Source organism: Streptomyces sp. Y309, assembly GCF_056712025.1.
On sequence record NZ_CM160048.1, the window covers coordinates 7,045,575 to 7,061,235 of the forward strand.

Annotated in this window: 18 protein-coding genes; 8 read left to right on the plus strand and 10 right to left on the minus strand. The window is 73.6% G+C overall.

Annotated elements, in window-relative coordinates:
* Positions 1–88 precede the first annotated feature (88 nt).
* Entirely contained in the window at positions 89–274 is a 186-nt protein-coding gene (locus tag AC0KTA_RS29145) for a hypothetical protein (protein WP_481056601.1), read from the plus strand.
* A 124-nt stretch (positions 275–398) separates the two neighbouring features.
* On the opposite strand, the gene AC0KTA_RS29150 is transcribed toward AC0KTA_RS29145, so the two are convergent.
* Together AC0KTA_RS29150 and AC0KTA_RS29155 are read right to left on the minus strand one after the other, a co-directional pair.
* Positions 399–854, minus strand: coding sequence for a hypothetical protein (locus tag AC0KTA_RS29150; protein ID WP_481051190.1), 456 nt, complete (start codon positions 852–854; stop codon positions 399–401).
* 48 nt (positions 855–902) lie between these two features.
* Complete coding sequence (locus AC0KTA_RS29155) at positions 903–1,376, minus strand: ATP-binding protein (protein WP_481051191.1); 474 nt, start codon at positions 1,374–1,376, stop codon at positions 903–905.
* Positions 1,377–1,704: 328 nt separating this feature from the next.
* Here AC0KTA_RS29155 and AC0KTA_RS29160 point away from each other — a divergent pair, with 328 nt between their 5' ends.
* The 3 genes from AC0KTA_RS29160 to AC0KTA_RS29170 all read left to right on the plus strand — a co-directional run bounded on the left by AC0KTA_RS29160 (position 1,705) and on the right by AC0KTA_RS29170 (position 3,839).
* Positions 1,705–2,565 (plus strand): helix-turn-helix domain-containing protein, encoded by an 861-nt coding sequence (locus tag AC0KTA_RS29160; protein WP_481051192.1) that lies wholly within the window; start codon positions 1,705–1,707, stop codon positions 2,563–2,565.
* A gap of 96 nt (positions 2,566–2,661) precedes the next feature.
* Positions 2,662–2,877, plus strand: coding sequence for a DUF397 domain-containing protein (locus AC0KTA_RS29165; protein WP_481056602.1), 216 nt, complete (start codon positions 2,662–2,664; stop codon positions 2,875–2,877).
* A gap of 119 nt (positions 2,878–2,996) precedes the next feature.
* Entirely contained in the window at positions 2,997–3,839 is an 843-nt protein-coding gene (locus AC0KTA_RS29170) for an SAM-dependent methyltransferase (protein WP_481051193.1), read from the plus strand.
* Positions 3,840–4,200: 361 nt separating this feature from the next.
* On the opposite strand, the gene AC0KTA_RS29175 is transcribed toward AC0KTA_RS29170, so the two are convergent.
* From AC0KTA_RS29175 to AC0KTA_RS29185, 3 genes are all read right to left on the minus strand, one after another.
* Entirely contained in the window at positions 4,201–5,691 is a 1,491-nt protein-coding gene (locus AC0KTA_RS29175; RefSeq protein WP_481051194.1) for a glutamate synthase subunit beta, read from the minus strand.
* Between the two features lie 145 nt (positions 5,692–5,836).
* Entirely contained in the window at positions 5,837–6,316 is a 480-nt protein-coding gene (locus AC0KTA_RS29180; protein WP_481051195.1) for an anthrone oxygenase family protein, read from the minus strand.
* Positions 6,317–6,707: 391 nt separating this feature from the next.
* Complete coding sequence (locus AC0KTA_RS29185) at positions 6,708–7,418, minus strand: DUF2293 domain-containing protein (RefSeq protein WP_481051196.1); 711 nt, start codon at positions 7,416–7,418, stop codon at positions 6,708–6,710.
* A gap of 75 nt (positions 7,419–7,493) precedes the next feature.
* Between AC0KTA_RS29185 and AC0KTA_RS29190 the strand changes: the two genes are divergently transcribed.
* Together AC0KTA_RS29190 and AC0KTA_RS29195 are read left to right on the plus strand one after the other, a co-directional pair.
* Positions 7,494–8,126 carry a nucleoside/nucleotide kinase family protein gene (locus AC0KTA_RS29190; protein ID WP_481051197.1) on the plus strand — a complete coding sequence of 211 codons (633 nt, stop codon included), beginning with the start codon at positions 7,494–7,496 and terminating at the stop codon, positions 8,124–8,126.
* Positions 8,127–8,297: 171 nt separating this feature from the next.
* A complete protein-coding gene (locus AC0KTA_RS29195; RefSeq protein ID WP_481051198.1) occupies positions 8,298–8,717 on the plus strand; it encodes a CBS domain-containing protein in 420 nt (139 codons plus the stop codon).
* Positions 8,718–8,792: 75 nt separating this feature from the next.
* Here the strand turns inward: AC0KTA_RS29195 and AC0KTA_RS29200 are convergent, their stop codons facing one another.
* Positions 8,793–9,947, minus strand: a complete 1,155-nt coding sequence (locus AC0KTA_RS29200; protein WP_481051199.1) for a magnesium and cobalt transport protein CorA — start codon at positions 9,945–9,947, stop codon at positions 8,793–8,795.
* 295 nt (positions 9,948–10,242) lie between these two features.
* On the opposite strand from AC0KTA_RS29200, the gene AC0KTA_RS29205 reads away from it, so the two are divergent.
* Positions 10,243–11,040, plus strand: a complete 798-nt coding sequence (locus AC0KTA_RS29205) for a methyltransferase domain-containing protein (RefSeq protein WP_481051200.1) — start codon at positions 10,243–10,245, stop codon at positions 11,038–11,040.
* A gap of 82 nt (positions 11,041–11,122) precedes the next feature.
* On the opposite strand, the gene AC0KTA_RS29210 is transcribed toward AC0KTA_RS29205, so the two are convergent.
* Complete coding sequence (locus AC0KTA_RS29210; protein ID WP_481056603.1) at positions 11,123–12,052, minus strand: carbohydrate kinase family protein; 930 nt, start codon at positions 12,050–12,052, stop codon at positions 11,123–11,125.
* A 110-nt stretch (positions 12,053–12,162) separates the two neighbouring features.
* Positions 12,163–13,101, minus strand: coding sequence for a pseudouridine-5'-phosphate glycosidase (locus AC0KTA_RS29215; protein ID WP_481051201.1), 939 nt, complete (start codon positions 13,099–13,101; stop codon positions 12,163–12,165).
* Positions 13,102–13,173: 72 nt separating this feature from the next.
* On the opposite strand from AC0KTA_RS29215, the gene AC0KTA_RS29220 reads away from it, so the two are divergent.
* A complete protein-coding gene (locus AC0KTA_RS29220; RefSeq protein ID WP_481051202.1) occupies positions 13,174–13,542 on the plus strand; it encodes a cupin domain-containing protein in 369 nt (122 codons plus the stop codon).
* Here the strand turns inward: AC0KTA_RS29220 and AC0KTA_RS29225 are convergent.
* Both AC0KTA_RS29225 and AC0KTA_RS29230 read right to left on the minus strand, forming a co-directional pair.
* A complete protein-coding gene (locus AC0KTA_RS29225) occupies positions 13,526–14,824 on the minus strand; it encodes an MFS transporter (protein WP_481051203.1) in 1,299 nt (432 codons plus the stop codon). The two genes, AC0KTA_RS29220 and AC0KTA_RS29225, sit on opposite strands and share 17 nt — an antisense overlap.
* 235 nt (positions 14,825–15,059) lie before the next feature.
* Positions 15,060–15,650 (minus strand): methylated-DNA--[protein]-cysteine S-methyltransferase, encoded by a 591-nt coding sequence (locus AC0KTA_RS29230; protein WP_481051204.1) that lies wholly within the window; start codon positions 15,648–15,650, stop codon positions 15,060–15,062.
* Between the last annotated feature and the right edge of the window lie 11 nt (positions 15,651–15,661).

Consider the following 15,661-nt stretch of genomic DNA (forward strand, 5'->3'; position numbering starts at 1 on the left):
AGTCTTCACCTTCGAAGGCTTCGTACCGAGTACTGAGTACTGAGTACTGAGTACCGAGTCGCACTTCGCACGGGGGATCAAGGTCATGATGAACGGACGAGTGGTGTTGGAGCGCTTTCCTGCGGGCGGGCCGCGCGGGTCGTGGCCCGCGGAGGAGTTCGCCAGGGCACGGCGCAGCGAGGGGCAGCGGGCGGAGGTCGTGATGGACCTGACGACCGACGCGTTCCTGGTGATCGTGCGGGGTCAGGAGGCGGGAGAGTGCGCCGCCGCCTGACCGGGCGCCGGGCCGACGGACATGTGCCGTCGGCCCGGCACCGACAGCCTGTATCGGCGCCGGCAGCCGGTATCGGCCGGGCAGCCGGTATCGGCCCGGCGCCGGCAGCCGAGGTGAACCGGGCTCAGGCCCGGACGGCCCCCGCCCACCCCGGGACGGCCCCGGCCATCCGGCACAGGGCCAGATAGAGGGGGATCGGCGGGGTATAGGGGATGGTGCCGTCGGGGCGGTGCACCAGGACGGGTTCCCGGACCGCGTCCGGCACCACCGCCCCCGGTGAGTAGAACGCCGACGGGGGCCACTCCAGGGCCACATCCGAGTCCGCCGGCACGATCCACCACCAGCGAGGCCCGTCCTCGTACACACAACCCACCCGGGGCAGCCGCTCAAGGAGCCGCGGCCCGAACTCGGCGGGCATCGCGACCGCGTCGCAGCCGAGGGGTTGCCGCATTCCGGCGGGGACGGCGAGCCGTGCCACTGGCTGCACACTCACGACTCGCCGTCCGGTCGCCCGCTCCCGCTCTCGCGAGAGCCGTACCAAGGTGTCAAGCTCCAACAGTCGCGCTGTCCCCGTGCTCACATGTCCCCCGACCGCATCACTGTCGCACTCGCATCCCCGTCAGTCGGCTCAAAGGCCGTCGGTCAATCCGCGGTCCACGCCGCCGGTCGTTGTCTCGAAACCGTCGACACCGTCGGCGTCGAAACCCTCCCAACCCTCCAAACCGACGGCACACGCCGCCGGATCGGGTGATCTCGGCAGCTCCGCCCACACCGAAAGGCCGGTTCCGGAGTCCTGGACACCCCATGCGCTGCTCACGGCACTCACGAGAAGCAATCCCCTCCCGTGCTCCTCGTCGGGCCCCCGCAGCCCGCCCGGCCGTGGCACTCCCGCGCCGTGCCCCTCGTCGCGTATGGCTATCCGCACGGTGTCGGCACCCGTACAGATCTCGCAGACGACGGTGCGGCTCGCGGTGTGCACGATCGCATTGGTGACCAGCTCCGATACGACGAGCGCCGCGGTGTCGCAGGCGTCGTCGCCGACCGCGAGGGAACTGAGCCGGTCGCGCGTCAACCGCCTGGCCCGTGCCACGGAACTCGGCATCGCGTCCAGGGTGAAGGTGACACAAGGCTCGCCACCCTCCGCCCGACCCTCGGCGAAGACGCCAAGTCGGGCTCGGGTGGCTTCAGTTCCTAACGATGCGGGCGGAGTCACGCTCTCCACTATCGCCCCGCCGCGAACACCTTGGCAAGACCCACTCTGAAAAGTGCACAGTGACGTGTTCCTTTGAGACGGCGCATGGCACACTTCTCGCAACGCCTCACCTAGCGGCGTGACTTGGCGCGACGCGCGGTGAAGTGCGGTGACGCACGGTAACGCGAGTCGCACGGAAGCGATGCAGAGAGCGACGCGAAGTGGGTGGAGGTAGGACGTGAGCGAACCGCGGTCGGCGCCGACCGTCGGACAGGTCGTTCTCGGTCGTCGCCTGCAGGACCTGCGCGAACGGGCGGGCCTCAAACGCGACGAAGCCGCGCGGATACTCCGCGTGGCCCCTGCCACGGTCCGCCGCATGGAGACGGCCGAGGTCGCGCTGAAGATCCCGTACCTCCAGCTCCTGCTGAAGGCGTACGGCGTCACGGACGAAGAGGCCGACGCCTTCGTGCTGCTCGCCGAGGAGGCGAACAAGCCCGGCTGGTGGCAGCGCTTCCACGACATCCTGCCCGGCTGGTTCAGCATGTACGTCAGCCTGGAGGGCGCCGCGAGCCTCATCAGGTCCTACGAACCGCACTTCGTGCCCGGACTGCTCCAGACGGAGGACTACGCGCGTGGCGTGCTGCGCTCCGGGGCCATCGGCCAGACCCGGCCCGAGGACATCGAGCGGTACGTGGCGCTGCGCATGGAGCGCCAGGCGCTGCTCAGCCGCGAGGACGCGCCGCGGCTGTGGGTCGTGATGGACGAGACCGCGCTGCGCCGTCCCGTCGGCGGGCCCGAGGTGATGCGCGCCCAGATCGACCGCCTGCTCGAAGCCGTGGAGCTGCCGCATGTGACGCTGCAGGTCGCGCCGTTCGCGGCGGGCCCGCACCCGGGCACCTTCGGACCGTTCGTGCTCTTCCGATTCGCGATGGCGGAGCTGCCGGACATGGTCTACAGCGAGTACCTGACCGGCGCCGTCTACCTGGACGCGCGTACCGAGGTGGCGACCCATCTTGAGGTCATGGACCGCATGGCGGCACAGGCCGCGACCGCACAACGCACGAAGGAGATCCTCCGGGATGTCCGCAAGGAGCTGTGAATGGACCGAGATCGACACCGTGCGGGCACGGGCCCCGCGTCCCGGCCCGACACCCGCGCCGATTCCCGGCCCCCAGGGACCCGCATCTACAACGGCATGCCCGCGCGCGAACTCGGCGTCGAGGGCTGGCACAAGCCGTGGAGCGGCGGCAACGGCGGCAACTGCCTCGAAGCCATGAAGCTGGCCGACGGGCGGGTCGCCGTCCGCCAGTCCTCCGACCCCGACGGACCCGCGCTGATCTACACGGACGGTGAGATCAGGGCGTTCATACAGGGCGCGAAGGCGGGGGAGGCGGACTTCCTGCTGTCGTGACACGTGTCGGGGTGAGCTTTTTACGGCGCTGAGCTCGGTGAGTCCGGTGAGTTTGTACGTCGGTGAAGCTCTGTACGTCGGGGACTTTGTACGTCGGTGAAGGGGCAAGGGAGCCACAGATGACCGGGACGGGGCAGGCCCAGGGCGACGCGGGCGGCTCGTCGTACGGCGAATCGTCGTACATCGACACGAGCAAGCCGCATCCCGCGCGGATGTACGACTGGTGGCTCGGCGGCAAGGACAACTACCCCGTCGACGAGGAGATGGGCCGTCAGCTCGTCGCCATGGACCCGCGGATTCCGGCCGTCGCGCGAGCCAACCGCGCGTTCATGCAGCGCGCGACGCGGTGGCTCGCCACGGCCGGGATCCGGCAGTTCCTCGACATCGGCACCGGCATCCCGACCGAGCCCAACCTGCATCAGATCGCCCAGGGCATCGCGCCCGACACCCGCGTCGTCTACTGCGACAACGACCCCATCGTGCTCGCCCACGCCGAGGCGCTGCTGCGGTCGACGCCGCAAGGCGCCACGGAGTACATCCAGGGCGACGCCCGTGACCCCGCCGCGATCCTCGCCCGGGCCCGCAAGACCCTCGACTTCACGCGGCCGGTGGCCCTGTCCCTGGTGGCGCTCCTGCACTTCGTCCCGGACGAGGACGGTGCGTACGAGGTGGTGGACGAGCTGGTCTCCGCGCTGCCGTCCGGGAGCTATCTCATGCTGTCCCACGGCACCGGCGAGTTCACCCCCGACCGGGCGCGGACGGCGGGCGACCTCTACAAGTCCCGCGCCCTCAGCCTGGCCCTGCGCGACCGCGCCGAGGTGACCCGCTTCTTCGACGGCCTGACCCTGGTGCCGCCCGGCGTGACGGTGGCTGACGAGTGGCACCCGGACCTGGGTGAACGGACGTCGCCCGTGGGGGACGGGCCGCTGCCCATATTCGGCGGGGTCGCTCACAAGGAGTGAGGGGCGCTTGGCCGCGCGGGCGGCGGGCTGGGTGGGTAGGGCGCCCGGGCGGGCATATGCCCGGGTGTCCGCGGCGTCCACGGTGTCCCCGGTGTCCCGGGGGTTGCTCAGGGGTGTACCGGGTGTTGCTCAGGCGCTGAGTGGCGGGTTCCTGGTGGGCTTGCCCGCGCCGTGAGATTGGCCGGATCCTGATGGTCGCGCTCGCCGCGCGGGGCCTGAGCGGCTCGGCCTGTGGGCGCGCTCGTGCTTGGGCTTTGAGCGGCTCGGTACTGCGAGCGCGCTCATGCCCGGGCTTCGAGCGGCTCGGTACTGCGAGCGCGCTCATGCCCGGGCTTCGAGCGGCTTGGTACCGCGGGCGCGCTCACGGCCTGAGCGGGCGGTCCTTCGCCGTCACCGGGGACGGCAGCGACGTCGTGCCCATGAGGTGGCGGTCCACCGCCGCCGCGGCCGCTCGGCCCTCCGCGATCGCCCAGACCACCAGGGACTGGCCGCGGCCCGCGTCCCCGGCGACGTACACCCCGGGCACGTCCGTCGCGTACCCCTCGTCCCGGGCGACCGTGCCGTCCGGCGCCACCGGCACGCCCAGGTCCGCGACCGTGCCGCCGGCCGTCACCTCGGGCCCCCGGAAGCCCAGCGCAAGCAGCACCAGATCGGCCCGCAGCACCCGCTCCGCGCCCGGCACCGGACGCCGCCCCGCGTCCACGGCGCCCAGGTGGACGGCCCGCACCCGGCCCGCCGCGTCCCCGGCGAACCGCAGCGTCGACGCCGCGAACAGGCGCGCGTCGGCGTCCCGCTCCTGCGCGAAGCCCAGCTCACCGGCCTCCTCGTGGGCAGGGGACACCCGGTAGACCGTGGGGTAGGAGGGCCAGGGATCGGTCTCCTCGTCGCGCTCGGCCGGCGGCAGCGTGCGGATGTCGACCTGCGTGACCGACGCGGCGCCCTCCCGCACCGCCGTCCCCAGGCAGTCCGCGCCGGTGTCGCCGCCGCCCACGATCACCACGTGCTTGCCGGCGGCGGACAGCGGGGAGACGTCCAGGTCGCCCTCGCACACCCGGTTGGCCTGCGGCAGGTACTCCATCGCCTGCCGCACCCCGTCCAACTCCCGTCCCGGAACCGGAAGTTCCCGCCACGCCGTGGCCCCGACGGCCAGCACGACCGCGTCGTGGCGGGCCCGCAGCGCCGCCCCGCCGATGTCCCGGCCGACCTCCGTCGACGTACGGAACTTCGTGCCCTCGGCCCGCATCTGCGCGAGCCGCCGCTCCAGGTGCCGCTTCTCCATCTTGAACGCGGGGATCCCGTACCGCAGCAGGCCGCCCGCGCGGTCGTCCCGCTCGTACACGACGACCGTGTGCCCGGCCCGCGTCAACTGCTGCGCCGCCGCGAGCCCGGCGGGCCCCGACCCGACGACCGCCACCGTCCGGCCGGTGAGGCGCTGCGGCGGCCGGGGCGGCGCGAGGCCTTCCTCCCAGATGCGGTCGGCGATGGCGGCTTCGACGTTCTTGATGGTCACCGCGGGCTGGTTGATGGCGAGCACGCAACCCGGCTCGCACGGCGCCGGGCACAACCGCCCGGTGAACTCGGGGAAGTTGTTCGTCGCGTGCAGCCGCTCGGCGGCGGCGTGCCAGTCGGCGCGCGAGACGAGATCGTTCCACTCGGGGATCAGGTTCCCCAGCGGGCAGGCCTCGTGGCAGAACGGAACCCCGCAGTCCATGCACCGCTCGGCCTGCGGCTCCACCAGGGGCAGCAGCGCCCCCGGGACGTACACCTCGTCCCAGTCCTTGACCCGCTCACCCACCGGCCGCCGCGGCCACTCGCGGCGCGGATGCCGCAGGAATCCCTTGGGGTCGGCCATGGCCGTCTCCCTACGCGAAGGGCGCGTCTTTACGCCACGGTACGTCGGGGCGGTGGGGGCGGCATGTGGACCGGCGGGGGATCGGCAAGGGGGCGGCGCGGGGCCGGCGAGGGCTTTCAGGTCCGGCGAGGGGCCGGTGCGGGCTTCAGGTCAGGCCGAGGATGAGGGACACTGTCGCGGCTGTCGCGGCGCCGGTGCGGATGTGGTTCCACATCGTCCACTCGGTCACGTACGTACGCCAGTACTCGGCGCCGTGCTCGGACGCCGCGTCGACCTTCGCCAGCGCGTCGTTCCGCGGCACGTTCGCGGCGATGGTCACGCCGAAGCAGCCGACGAGATACAGCGCGCAGCCGAGCAGCAGCTCGACCGTTCCCTCGTCCGGCCACACCACGAACGTGACCACGGCGAGCACCGCGCTGACGCCCGTCGCGCCCAGGAACACGGCCATGAACGCCGGTTTGACCGCCGCGACGTTGATGGCCTGCATCGCGGCGATGCCCTGGGCGGGCGGCAGCGCGGCGATGCCCTTCATCACGAAGGTGGAGAAGCCGATGAACACCCCGGCGACGAGGCCGCAGGCGACCGCACCGAGAACGGTGAGCACGAAGTAGGGTCCGTCGATCATGGCAACTCCCTGGGTGGGTCCGGCCTCGGGCGGGTCGGGGCACCGCACCGCTCCGGCACGGCGCGACTGTCTGAGACAAGTCAATGACCACGGCGCGTACGACGCCATACGCGGCCCCCGCAGACCCATACGCCGACGTCTCAGGGGGTGGGGCGATACGCCGGGCGAAGCTGCGCCGGGCGCGGTGGCCGGTGCGGTGGCGGGTGCGGGGTGGCGGGCGTGCCCCGAGGCGGCGGAGTCTCGGGGTTGGTGTCGGCTCCTCTGGAGGGCGAGGCTGCGCCGGGCGCGGTGGCCGGTGCGGTGGCGGGTGCGGTGGCGGGTGCGGGGTGGCGGGCGTGCCCCGAGGCTGTGGCGCCCTCCGGTTGGCGGCGGCTGCTCCGGGGGCCCTGCCTCACCCCGCGCGGGCTTCGCCTCCCGGCCCCGCCCGGTCCCGGTCCCGCTCCCACCCCCGCAACCGCTCCGCCACCGCCCCCGCGATGGCCCGCCGCGCCTCACCCCGCGGCACGCCCCGCATCAGCAGCGCGTCGTACTCCGTGTCCGTGTGCCGCACCGCGGCGATCACCGCCGCCGTCACCGCCGTGGGCGTCAGGGCCCGGCCCGCCGCGCTGCGCCCCACGCGGCCGCTGCCCCGCGCCGCCGCGTGCGCCGCGATCTCCCGGGCCCGGCCCGGCGGGCAGCCGGGGAAGAGCCGGCGTATCTCCGCCGCGAACGCCGCCGCGAACCGCACGTCCTGCTCGGCCCGCCGCACGGCGTCCCGCGCGCGCCGCCGCGCCCGCGCGTCCGCGTCGGCGAGGCACCGCTCCTCGGCCCGGACGAGCGCCGCCTCCTCGACCAGGACGCCCTGCCGCTCGTACCGGCTCCCGCGCCGGTTGAACCGCACGACCACCGCCGACAGCGCACTGCCCTCCCGCGCCCGCCGCGTCAGCGCCGTGTCCCCGCGCGGCAGATACACCAGATGCCCGAGGTCGGCGCAGTCCAGACAGCGCGGCTGCCCGCCCTCCAGGACCAGCAGCGTCAACGGCCCGCCCCGGCACTCCGCGCAACGCCTGCGCTTCAGCGGCTGGATGACGACGGGTCCGGTGCGCACGGGAGGAACGGCCATGTCCGTTTCCTTCCCGCCCGGCCGCACCCCGCACGCGGCCGTCGGGCCCGGAACCCCGCGCGGCATCATGGGCCCGTGCGACTCGAAGCGATCACCTGGGAACGGCTCACGGACACCCTCGCGGACCGGCTCCTCGGCCTGGAGCCGAAGGACGGCGCCCCCTGGCCGCGCGTCGCCTTCGACGGGGCGCCCGCCGCCCGGACCGGCGAACTGGCCCGGCGGGTGGGCGAGGCGCTGCGCGTGCGCGGGCGGCCCTCGCTCGTCGTCGGCACCGAGGGCTTCCTGCGGCCCGCCTCGCTGCGCCTCGAGTACGGACACGAGGACGTCGAGGCGTACTACAGCGGCTGGTTCGACACCGGCGCCCTATGGCGCGAGGTCTTCGGCCCGCTCGAGGCGGACGGCACCGGCCGGGTCCTGCCCGACCTCTGGGACCCGCGCACCGACCGCGCCACCCGCACCCCGCACGTCCAACTCCCGCCCGGCGCCCTGCTGTTGCTGCACGGCCCCCTCCTTCTCGGCCACTGGTTCCCCTTCGATCTGACGGTGCACACACACCTCTCACCCGGTGCCCTGCGACGGCGCACACCGGCGGAGGAGCGGTGGACCCTGCCGGCCTTCGAGCGGTACGAGACGGAGGCCGCCCCCACGTCCGCGGCCGACGTCGTGATCCGCGCCGACGACCCCCGCCACCCGGCCTGGACCGGCTGAGGCCGACACCGGGCCGCGCGGGCGGATCGGTCGCCCCGCGCACCCCGCTCCGGACCCCGCCGTCTGCGGGTGCGTTCCACCCGTGCTGCGACGAGAATGAGGAGGCCGGGACCAGCCGGGACCCGGCGGCGCCCCCGCGCCGCGCCGGCCGTCCGGCACCGGGAGGTACCCATGACCACCGCCGGAGACATCATGCACCGGGGTGCCCAGTGGATCCCCGCTCACGAGACGCTGGACCGCGCCGCCCAGCTCATGCGCCAGCTCGACGTGGGCGCCCTGCCGATCAGTGACGAGAACGAGCGGCTCTGCGGCATCCTCACCGACCGCGACATCGTCGTCGGGTGCATCGCCATGGGGCACGACCCGGCCAAGGTCACCGCGGGCGACATGGCACAGGGCACACCGCGCTGGATCGCGTCGGACGCGGACGTCGACGAGGTGCTGAACGAGATGCAGGGCCACCAGATCCGCAGGCTGCCCGTGATCGAGAACAAGCGCCTGGTCGGCATGATCAGCGAGGCCGACCTCGCCAAGCACCTCAGCGACGAACAGCTCGCGGGCTGGGTCGAGAGCGTCTACGCCAGGTCCTGACCGCGTGGCACACGTCCTGCCCGGGCGGCTTCGGGCTCTGACCGGGCAGCGCTGGGCGCTGCCCGCCCGGTGCCGTCACAGCCAGCCGTTGCGCCGGAATCCGCGGTACAGCGTGAAGCACGCCGTGGCTATCAACCCCATCACCATGCCGTAGCCGTACTGCCAGCGGAGCTCGGGCATGTGGTCGAAGTTCATGCCGTAGACCCCGCAGACCATCGTGGGCACGGCGACGATCGCGGCCCAGGCCGTGATCTTCCGCATGTCCTCGTTCTGCGCGACCGTCACCTGGGCGAGATGCGCCTGGAGGATCGAGTTCAGCAGTTCGTCGAAGGCCGCTATCTGCTCGGTGACCCGCTTGAGGTGGTCGTCCACGTCGCGGAAGTACGCCTGTATCTCGGGGGCGACCAGGCGCATCGGCTTCGCGGCGAGGATCTGGAGCGGGCGGCCGAGCGGCACCACGGCCCGCTTCAGCTCCAGGAGCTCGCGCTTGAGCTGATAGATCCGGCCGGGGTCCGTCCCGCGGGCGCCCTCGGGGGCGAACACCGCCGCCTCGACCTCGTCGATGTCGGCCTGCACCGCGTCCGCCACGCCGAGATAGTCGTCCACGACCTGGTCCGCGATGGCGTGCAGGACCGCCGCCGGGCCCTGCGCCAACTGCTCGGGCGTCGATTCGAGCTGCTCGCGCAGCGGCCCCAGCGAGCCGTGCCTGCCGTGCCGCACGGTGATCACGAATTCCTTGCCGACGAAGACCATGATCTCGCCGGTGTCCACCACCTCGCTGGTCGCGGTCAGCTCGGCGTGTTCGACATAGCAGACCGTTTTGAACACGGCGAACAGCGTCTGGCCATAGCGCTCGACCTTCGGCCGCTGGTGGGCGTGCACCGCGTCCTCGACCGCCAGCGGGTGCAGGTCGAAGAGGTCGGCGATGCCCGCGAACTCCCGCTCCGTGGGCTCATGGAGGCCCAGCCACACGAAGCCGTCGTCGCTCTTGCGGACCTGCTCCACGGCCTCGACCAGATCCCCGTCGCGGCCGGGCGTCTGGCGGACGCCCTTGCGATACGTCACGCACTTCACGACCGACGAGCCCAGCGGCGAGCGGGCGGGGTGGCTCAGGTCGACGCGGGGGCCGCGCCGGGCCAGCGACGCCACCTTCCGCAGTCCGCGGACACCCCGCAGATTCCCGACCTTGCGGAGGCCTCCGACCTTCCGCAGGTTGCCCGACATCGACATGTGCAGCTCCTAGGGCGTGTCCGATGGGTCCTGCCGACGTCGCGGTGTCTGGCACGCACATCTGCTGCGTTGTCGTCGGTTGCCGACGCTCCGCGTCGACGCCCTCCTCCGCCTTGCAGCCGCACGCACCAGACGCCGCTCGGCCTCGATGAAGGGCATTCCGAACATGGTCGGCCGGACCCATCGGACACGCCCTGGCGCTGGACTTGATGAGCAAGTCTGCCAGTCCGGTCCGACACCACGACGAGGCCTGTGGGAACGGAAGACTCCGCTCCGGAACTGTAATGATCGCCACATGACGCGAACCGACGGTTATCTCCTCGACAGCCGGCCCGGCGAGGCGGCGGCGCCCCGCTTCACCGCCTTCGCCGCCCTCTTCGACCCCACCACCTTCCGGCACATCGAACGGCTCGGCCTCGGGCCCGGCTGGCGCTGCTGGGAGGTCGGCGCCGGCAGCACGTCCGTGGTGTCCTGGCTCGCCAAGCGGGTCGGACCCACCGGGCGGGTGCTCGCCACCGCCACCGACACGGCGCCGCTGATGCCAGCCGCGCGCCCGCCCGTCCAGGTGCGTACCCACGACGTGGCGGCCGACGCGCCGCCCGCCGAGGCGTTCGACCTCGTGCACGCCCGCCTCGTGCTCAGCCACGCACCGGACCCCGAGCGGGCCCTGCACTCCATGATCAAGGCGCTGCGCCCCGGCGGCCGGCTCCTGGTGGAGGAGGCCGACCCGGAGCTGCAGCCGCTGGCCTGCCCCGACGAGTACGGCCCCGAGCAGGAGCTGGCGAACCGGCTGCGGAACGGGGTGCGCACGCTGCTCGCCGAACGCGGCGCCGACCTCGCGTACGGCCGTGCGCTGCCGCGGCTGTTGCGCGCGGCAGGGCTGCGCCAGGTGGAGGCCGACGCGTACTTCCCGCTCGCCTCCCCGGCCTGCGCGGCCCTGGAGACCGCCACCGTCGAGCAGGCCCGCGCGGACCTGGTCGCCGCGGGCCTGGCCTCGCACGACGACATCGAGCGGCACCTCGCCCACGTCGCCGGGCGTACCGTCGACCCGGCCACGGCCCCGCTGGTCTCGGCCTGGGCCCGCAAGCCCTGACACCAGGACCTTCAAGCCGTCCGAACCTTCAGGCAAGCCGTCAGAACCTTCAGGAACCGGCAGCCTGAGGACCACAGGACCCTCAAGTCTTCCCGCGGAGCGGGGCCCGCGGCGCCGGCCGGGCCCCCACCCGGGACACCGCGAGGGCACCGGCCCGGCACCCCTCGGCCACGGCCGCCCCCAACCCGGCCCCCGCCATCCGCGACGCGACGAACGCCCCGGTGAACGCGTCGCCCGCCCCCGTGGAGTCCCGCGCGTCGGCCCGCACCGCCGGGACGCGGACCCGCACCCGTCCGTCCCGCGCGGCCAGCGCGCCGTCCCCGCCCAGCTTGACCACCACCTCGGGGAAGCGGCGGCTCAGCTCGGCCGCCGCGTCCCCGGGCCCGGGCCGCCCCGTGAGCAGCTCCGCCTCGTCGCGGCTCGGCAGCAGCACGTCCACGCCCGCCGCGTCCGCCAGGAAGCGGTCGACACCGTGCCGTACGAGGAACCCCGCCGACGCCGGGTCCGCGCTCACCGTCACTCCACGCGCGCGTGCCGACGCGAGGGCCGCCCGCGCCGCCGCCCGGCTCGGCCCGGCGAAGAACAGGTAGCCGGACAGATGGAGCCAGCTCACACCGTCGAGCAGCGACGGCTCCCAGTCGGCGGGGCAGAGGCGCAGGGACGCGCCGCTGTCCGTGAGGAACGTCCGCTCGGCCGTTGCCCCGGCCGCGTCGACCAGGCTGATCACCGTGCCCGTGGGGGCGTCGGGATCGACGGCGAGGTGGGGACGTACCGAAGCGCGCAGCAGCAGCTCCTCGTGCCACGCCGCCGCGTCGGCGCCCGCCCGCCCCAGGAAACGTACGTCCGCGCATCCCCAGTGGGCCGCCCAGCACGCGACGTTGGCGCCCGCGCCGCCGGGCACGGTGCGGATGGCGGCCGCCGTGTCGGTGCCGGGCGCGAGGGGCGTACGGTGCCGGGCGACGATGTCGGTGACGACGTCACCCACGACCAGGAGGGCGCCGGTGCCGGCCAGGCTCGGCGGGGTGTCGGTGCCGTCAGGGGCCAGCAGGGCGCCGGTGCCGTCCCGGGGAGTGGCCCGGGGGCGGTCCGGTTCGCCGGAGTCCGGCGGTTCACCGGGTGCCGTCACGCCTGTGCCCACGCCGTCGCGATCCGCGCCGCGAGCCGTACGTTCCCGTGCACCGCGGCGAGGTTGGCCTCCAGGGACGCCCCGTCGGTGTGCCGCGTCAGGTGGTCGAGGAGGAAGGGCGTCACCGCTTGGCCGGTCACGCCGCGCGCGGCGCACTCCCGCAGGGCTTCGTCGAGCACGCGCGCGTGGAGTGCGGGTTCGAGCTGTTCGGCCTCGGGCACCGGGTTGGCCACGACGAGCGCCGAATCCGGTCCGGCCAGCGCGTCCTGTGCGCGCATGACCGCGGCGACCTCGTCCGGCGTGCGCAGCGTCCAGTCCACGTCGTGCCCGGAGTCGGAGAGGTAGAAGCCGGGGAAGCGCGCCGTCCCGTAGCCGGCCACCGCCACGCCCAGGGTCTCCAGGCGCTGCAGCGTCGCCGCCACGTCCAGGATCGACTTCACGCCCGCGCACACCACCGTGATCCGGGTACGGCCGAGCAGCCCCAGGTCGGCCGACTCGTCCTGGGTGAGCGTCCACTCCCGGTGCACCCCGCCGAGCCCGCCCGTGGCGAACACCCGCAGGCCCGCGCGGGCGGCGAGCAGCGCCGTCGCCGACACCGTCGTCGCCCCGCTCGCGCCCGCCGCGACGGCGAGCGGCAGGTCCCGGTGGCCCAGCTTGCGGATGCCGTCCTCCCCGGCGACTCGCTCCAACTGCTCCTTGCCGAGGCCGACATGGGGGCGACCGTCCAGGACGGCGATGGTCGCGGGCACGGCGCCCTCGCCGCGTACGGCCTCTTCGAGTTCGAGTGCCACCCGCAGGTTGCGCGGGCGCGGCAGGCCGTGCGCGATGATCGTGGACTCCAGGGCCACGACCGGCCGCCGCCGCGCGAGAGCCGCCTGTACCTCGTCGGACACCACCAACACGGTCTGCCTCCTGCCAGTCGGGTCTTCCTTCATCCCTGGCGGGCGCGGCGCGACGGCAAACCCGTCCGGCAGGGCGAGACGGCCGACCCATTAGGGTGACCGGCCATGACCACGAAAGATCAGAACGCCGCGTCCTTTGCCGTGCACATTCCGGATGTCGAGCTGGAGGAGGAGCCGCTCGACCCGGAGCAGATCATCTCCGGAGAGCCCGTCGTCACCGGCAAGGTCCTGTGGGAGTCCGCCGACGGCAAGCAGCTGCGCGGCATCTGGCAGATCACCCCGGGCGTGGTGACCGACACCGAGGCCAACGAGCTCTTCGTGGTCGTCAGCGGCCGCGCCACCGTCGAGGTGGAGGGCGGCGACGTCCTGGAGATCGGCCCCGGCGACGCGGCCGTCCTGCGCGAGGGCGACCGCACGACGTGGACCGTGCACGAGACGCTGCGCAAGGCGTACCACATCACGCTCGGCGGTTGACCGCCCGCTTCGGAGACGGATCCTTGGGGCCGCGCGTGAACAGGGCGAGCGCGGCCAGCGGCAGCAGCAGGAGCGCCGCGATCAGGTTGAGCCAGCCGTAGCTCGCCCGCGCGACCACCAGGCCCGCCACCGCGCCGCCGACGCCCGCGGCGGTGTTCATGGTCAGGTCCGAGAGGCCCTGGGCGGCGGCGCGCGCGGCCTGCGGCACGGCGTCCGTGAGCAGCGCGGAACCCGACACGAGCGCCGCCGACCAGCCGAGGCCGAGCACGAACAGGCCCGCCGCGGTCTGCCCGTGGCTGCCCCCGGCCGTGCCCGCGAGCAGCGCCGCGAAGCCGAGCAGGCCCACGGACAGGGCGATGACGGCGAGCCGCCCGAGCCGGTCCGCGAGCCGCCCCATCACCGGCGAGAACGCGTACATGCCCGCGATGTGGCCGCTGATGACCAGGCCGATCAGATCGATGCTCGCCCCGTGGTGGCCGAGGTCGACCGGCGTCATCGACATGATCGACACCATGGCCGTGTGCGCGATGGCGACCGTCACCAGCGCGAGTCGCGCCCGTTGCGAGGCGGCCACCGCGGCGACGCCCGCCCGCAGGGAGCGGCTCGCGGCGGTCTGCTCACCGGCCGGTTCGAGGGCGCGGGCGGTGAGCAGCGGGTCGGGGCGCAGCAGCACCGCCACCATGAGCGCCGAGATCAGGAAGACCCCGGCCGCCCACACGAAGGGCCCCGACGCCTCCGGGATCCCGAGCCCCGACACGCTGCGACCCGCGGGCGCCGCGATGTTGGGGCCGAGCACCGCGCCGATCGTCGTGGCCCACACGACGTTGGAGATGGCGCGTGCCCTGGCCCCCGGCTCGGCCAGGTCGGCCGCCGCGAAGCGCGCCTGCAGGTTGGCCGACGACGCCGCGCCGAACCCGGCCATGCCCACCAGGAGCAGCGGAAAACTCCCGACAGCCGCGGCCACGACCACGACGGTCGCGCCCAACGCGCCGATCAGATACGCCAGTACGAGACCGGGGCGCCGGCCGCGCGCCGTCATCAGCGCCGCCAGCGGCACCGAGAGGAGCGCCGTCCCGGCGACGGTCGCGGTGGGCGCGAGCCCGGACAGCGACTCCGTGCCGCTGACCTCCTTCGCCAGGACGGCGGCCAGCGCGATGCCGGTGGCCACGCCGAGCCCGCCGAGTATCTGGCTCGCGACGAGTATCGCCGTGATCCGGCGGCGCAGCGCGGGCAGTTCGTCGGCCGTGACGGGCGCGACGACCGCGGGCTCGGTCGCGCTCATCCGTCACATCGCGATCCGCGGGGGCGCCGAGCGGGCGCGGCGGTTGCGCAGGACGACGCGGCTGCGGCGGGCGGGGGCGAGGGGGGTATGTCCACGCGCGAAGTGTGCCAGGACATGACGTCACGGCGACATGACGTCGAGCCGACATAGTGTCGGGCAGACAGCTCTAGCTCCTCGCCGCACCAGCACCGCGTCCGCACCCGCGCCCCACCCTGAGGCACCCCGCCCCGAGCCCTCAGAACAGCGGCTCGGGCAGCACTCCCTCCAGGGCGAGCAGTTGCCGCTTCGTCTCCAGGCCGCCGCCGAAACCACCGATGCCGCCGTCGCTCTCCACCACCCGGTGGCACGGCACCACGACCGGCAGCGGGTTCGCGCCCATCGCCATGCCGACCGCCTGTGCCGCGCCGGGCTGGCCGACGCGGTGGGCCAGGTCTCCGTAGCCCACCACCGTTCCGTACGGCACGCCCGTGGCCAGTTCGCGCAGCACCTGGCGGTTGAAGCCGGAGATCAGCGACCAGTCAAGCGGCAGCTCGAAGTCGCGGCGCTCGCCCGCGAAATAGGCCCTGAGCTGGCGTATGGGCTCGGCGAGCAGCGGCGACGCGGGATCCTCGACCGGCTCGGCGCCCAGGCGGGAGGCAAGGCGCTCCAGGGTCTTGTCGCGCACGCCGTCCGTGGCGTGGAAGACGACCGTGACCAGGCCGGCGTCGGTCGCGGCCAGCAGCAGCGGCCCGATGTCACTGGCGACGACGGCCCACACCGCACGGGACCGCGCGGCCTGCTCCTGGCGCCCGTCCCGCTCCTGCTCGTTGTGCCCCATGGCGTTCATGCGGACAACGG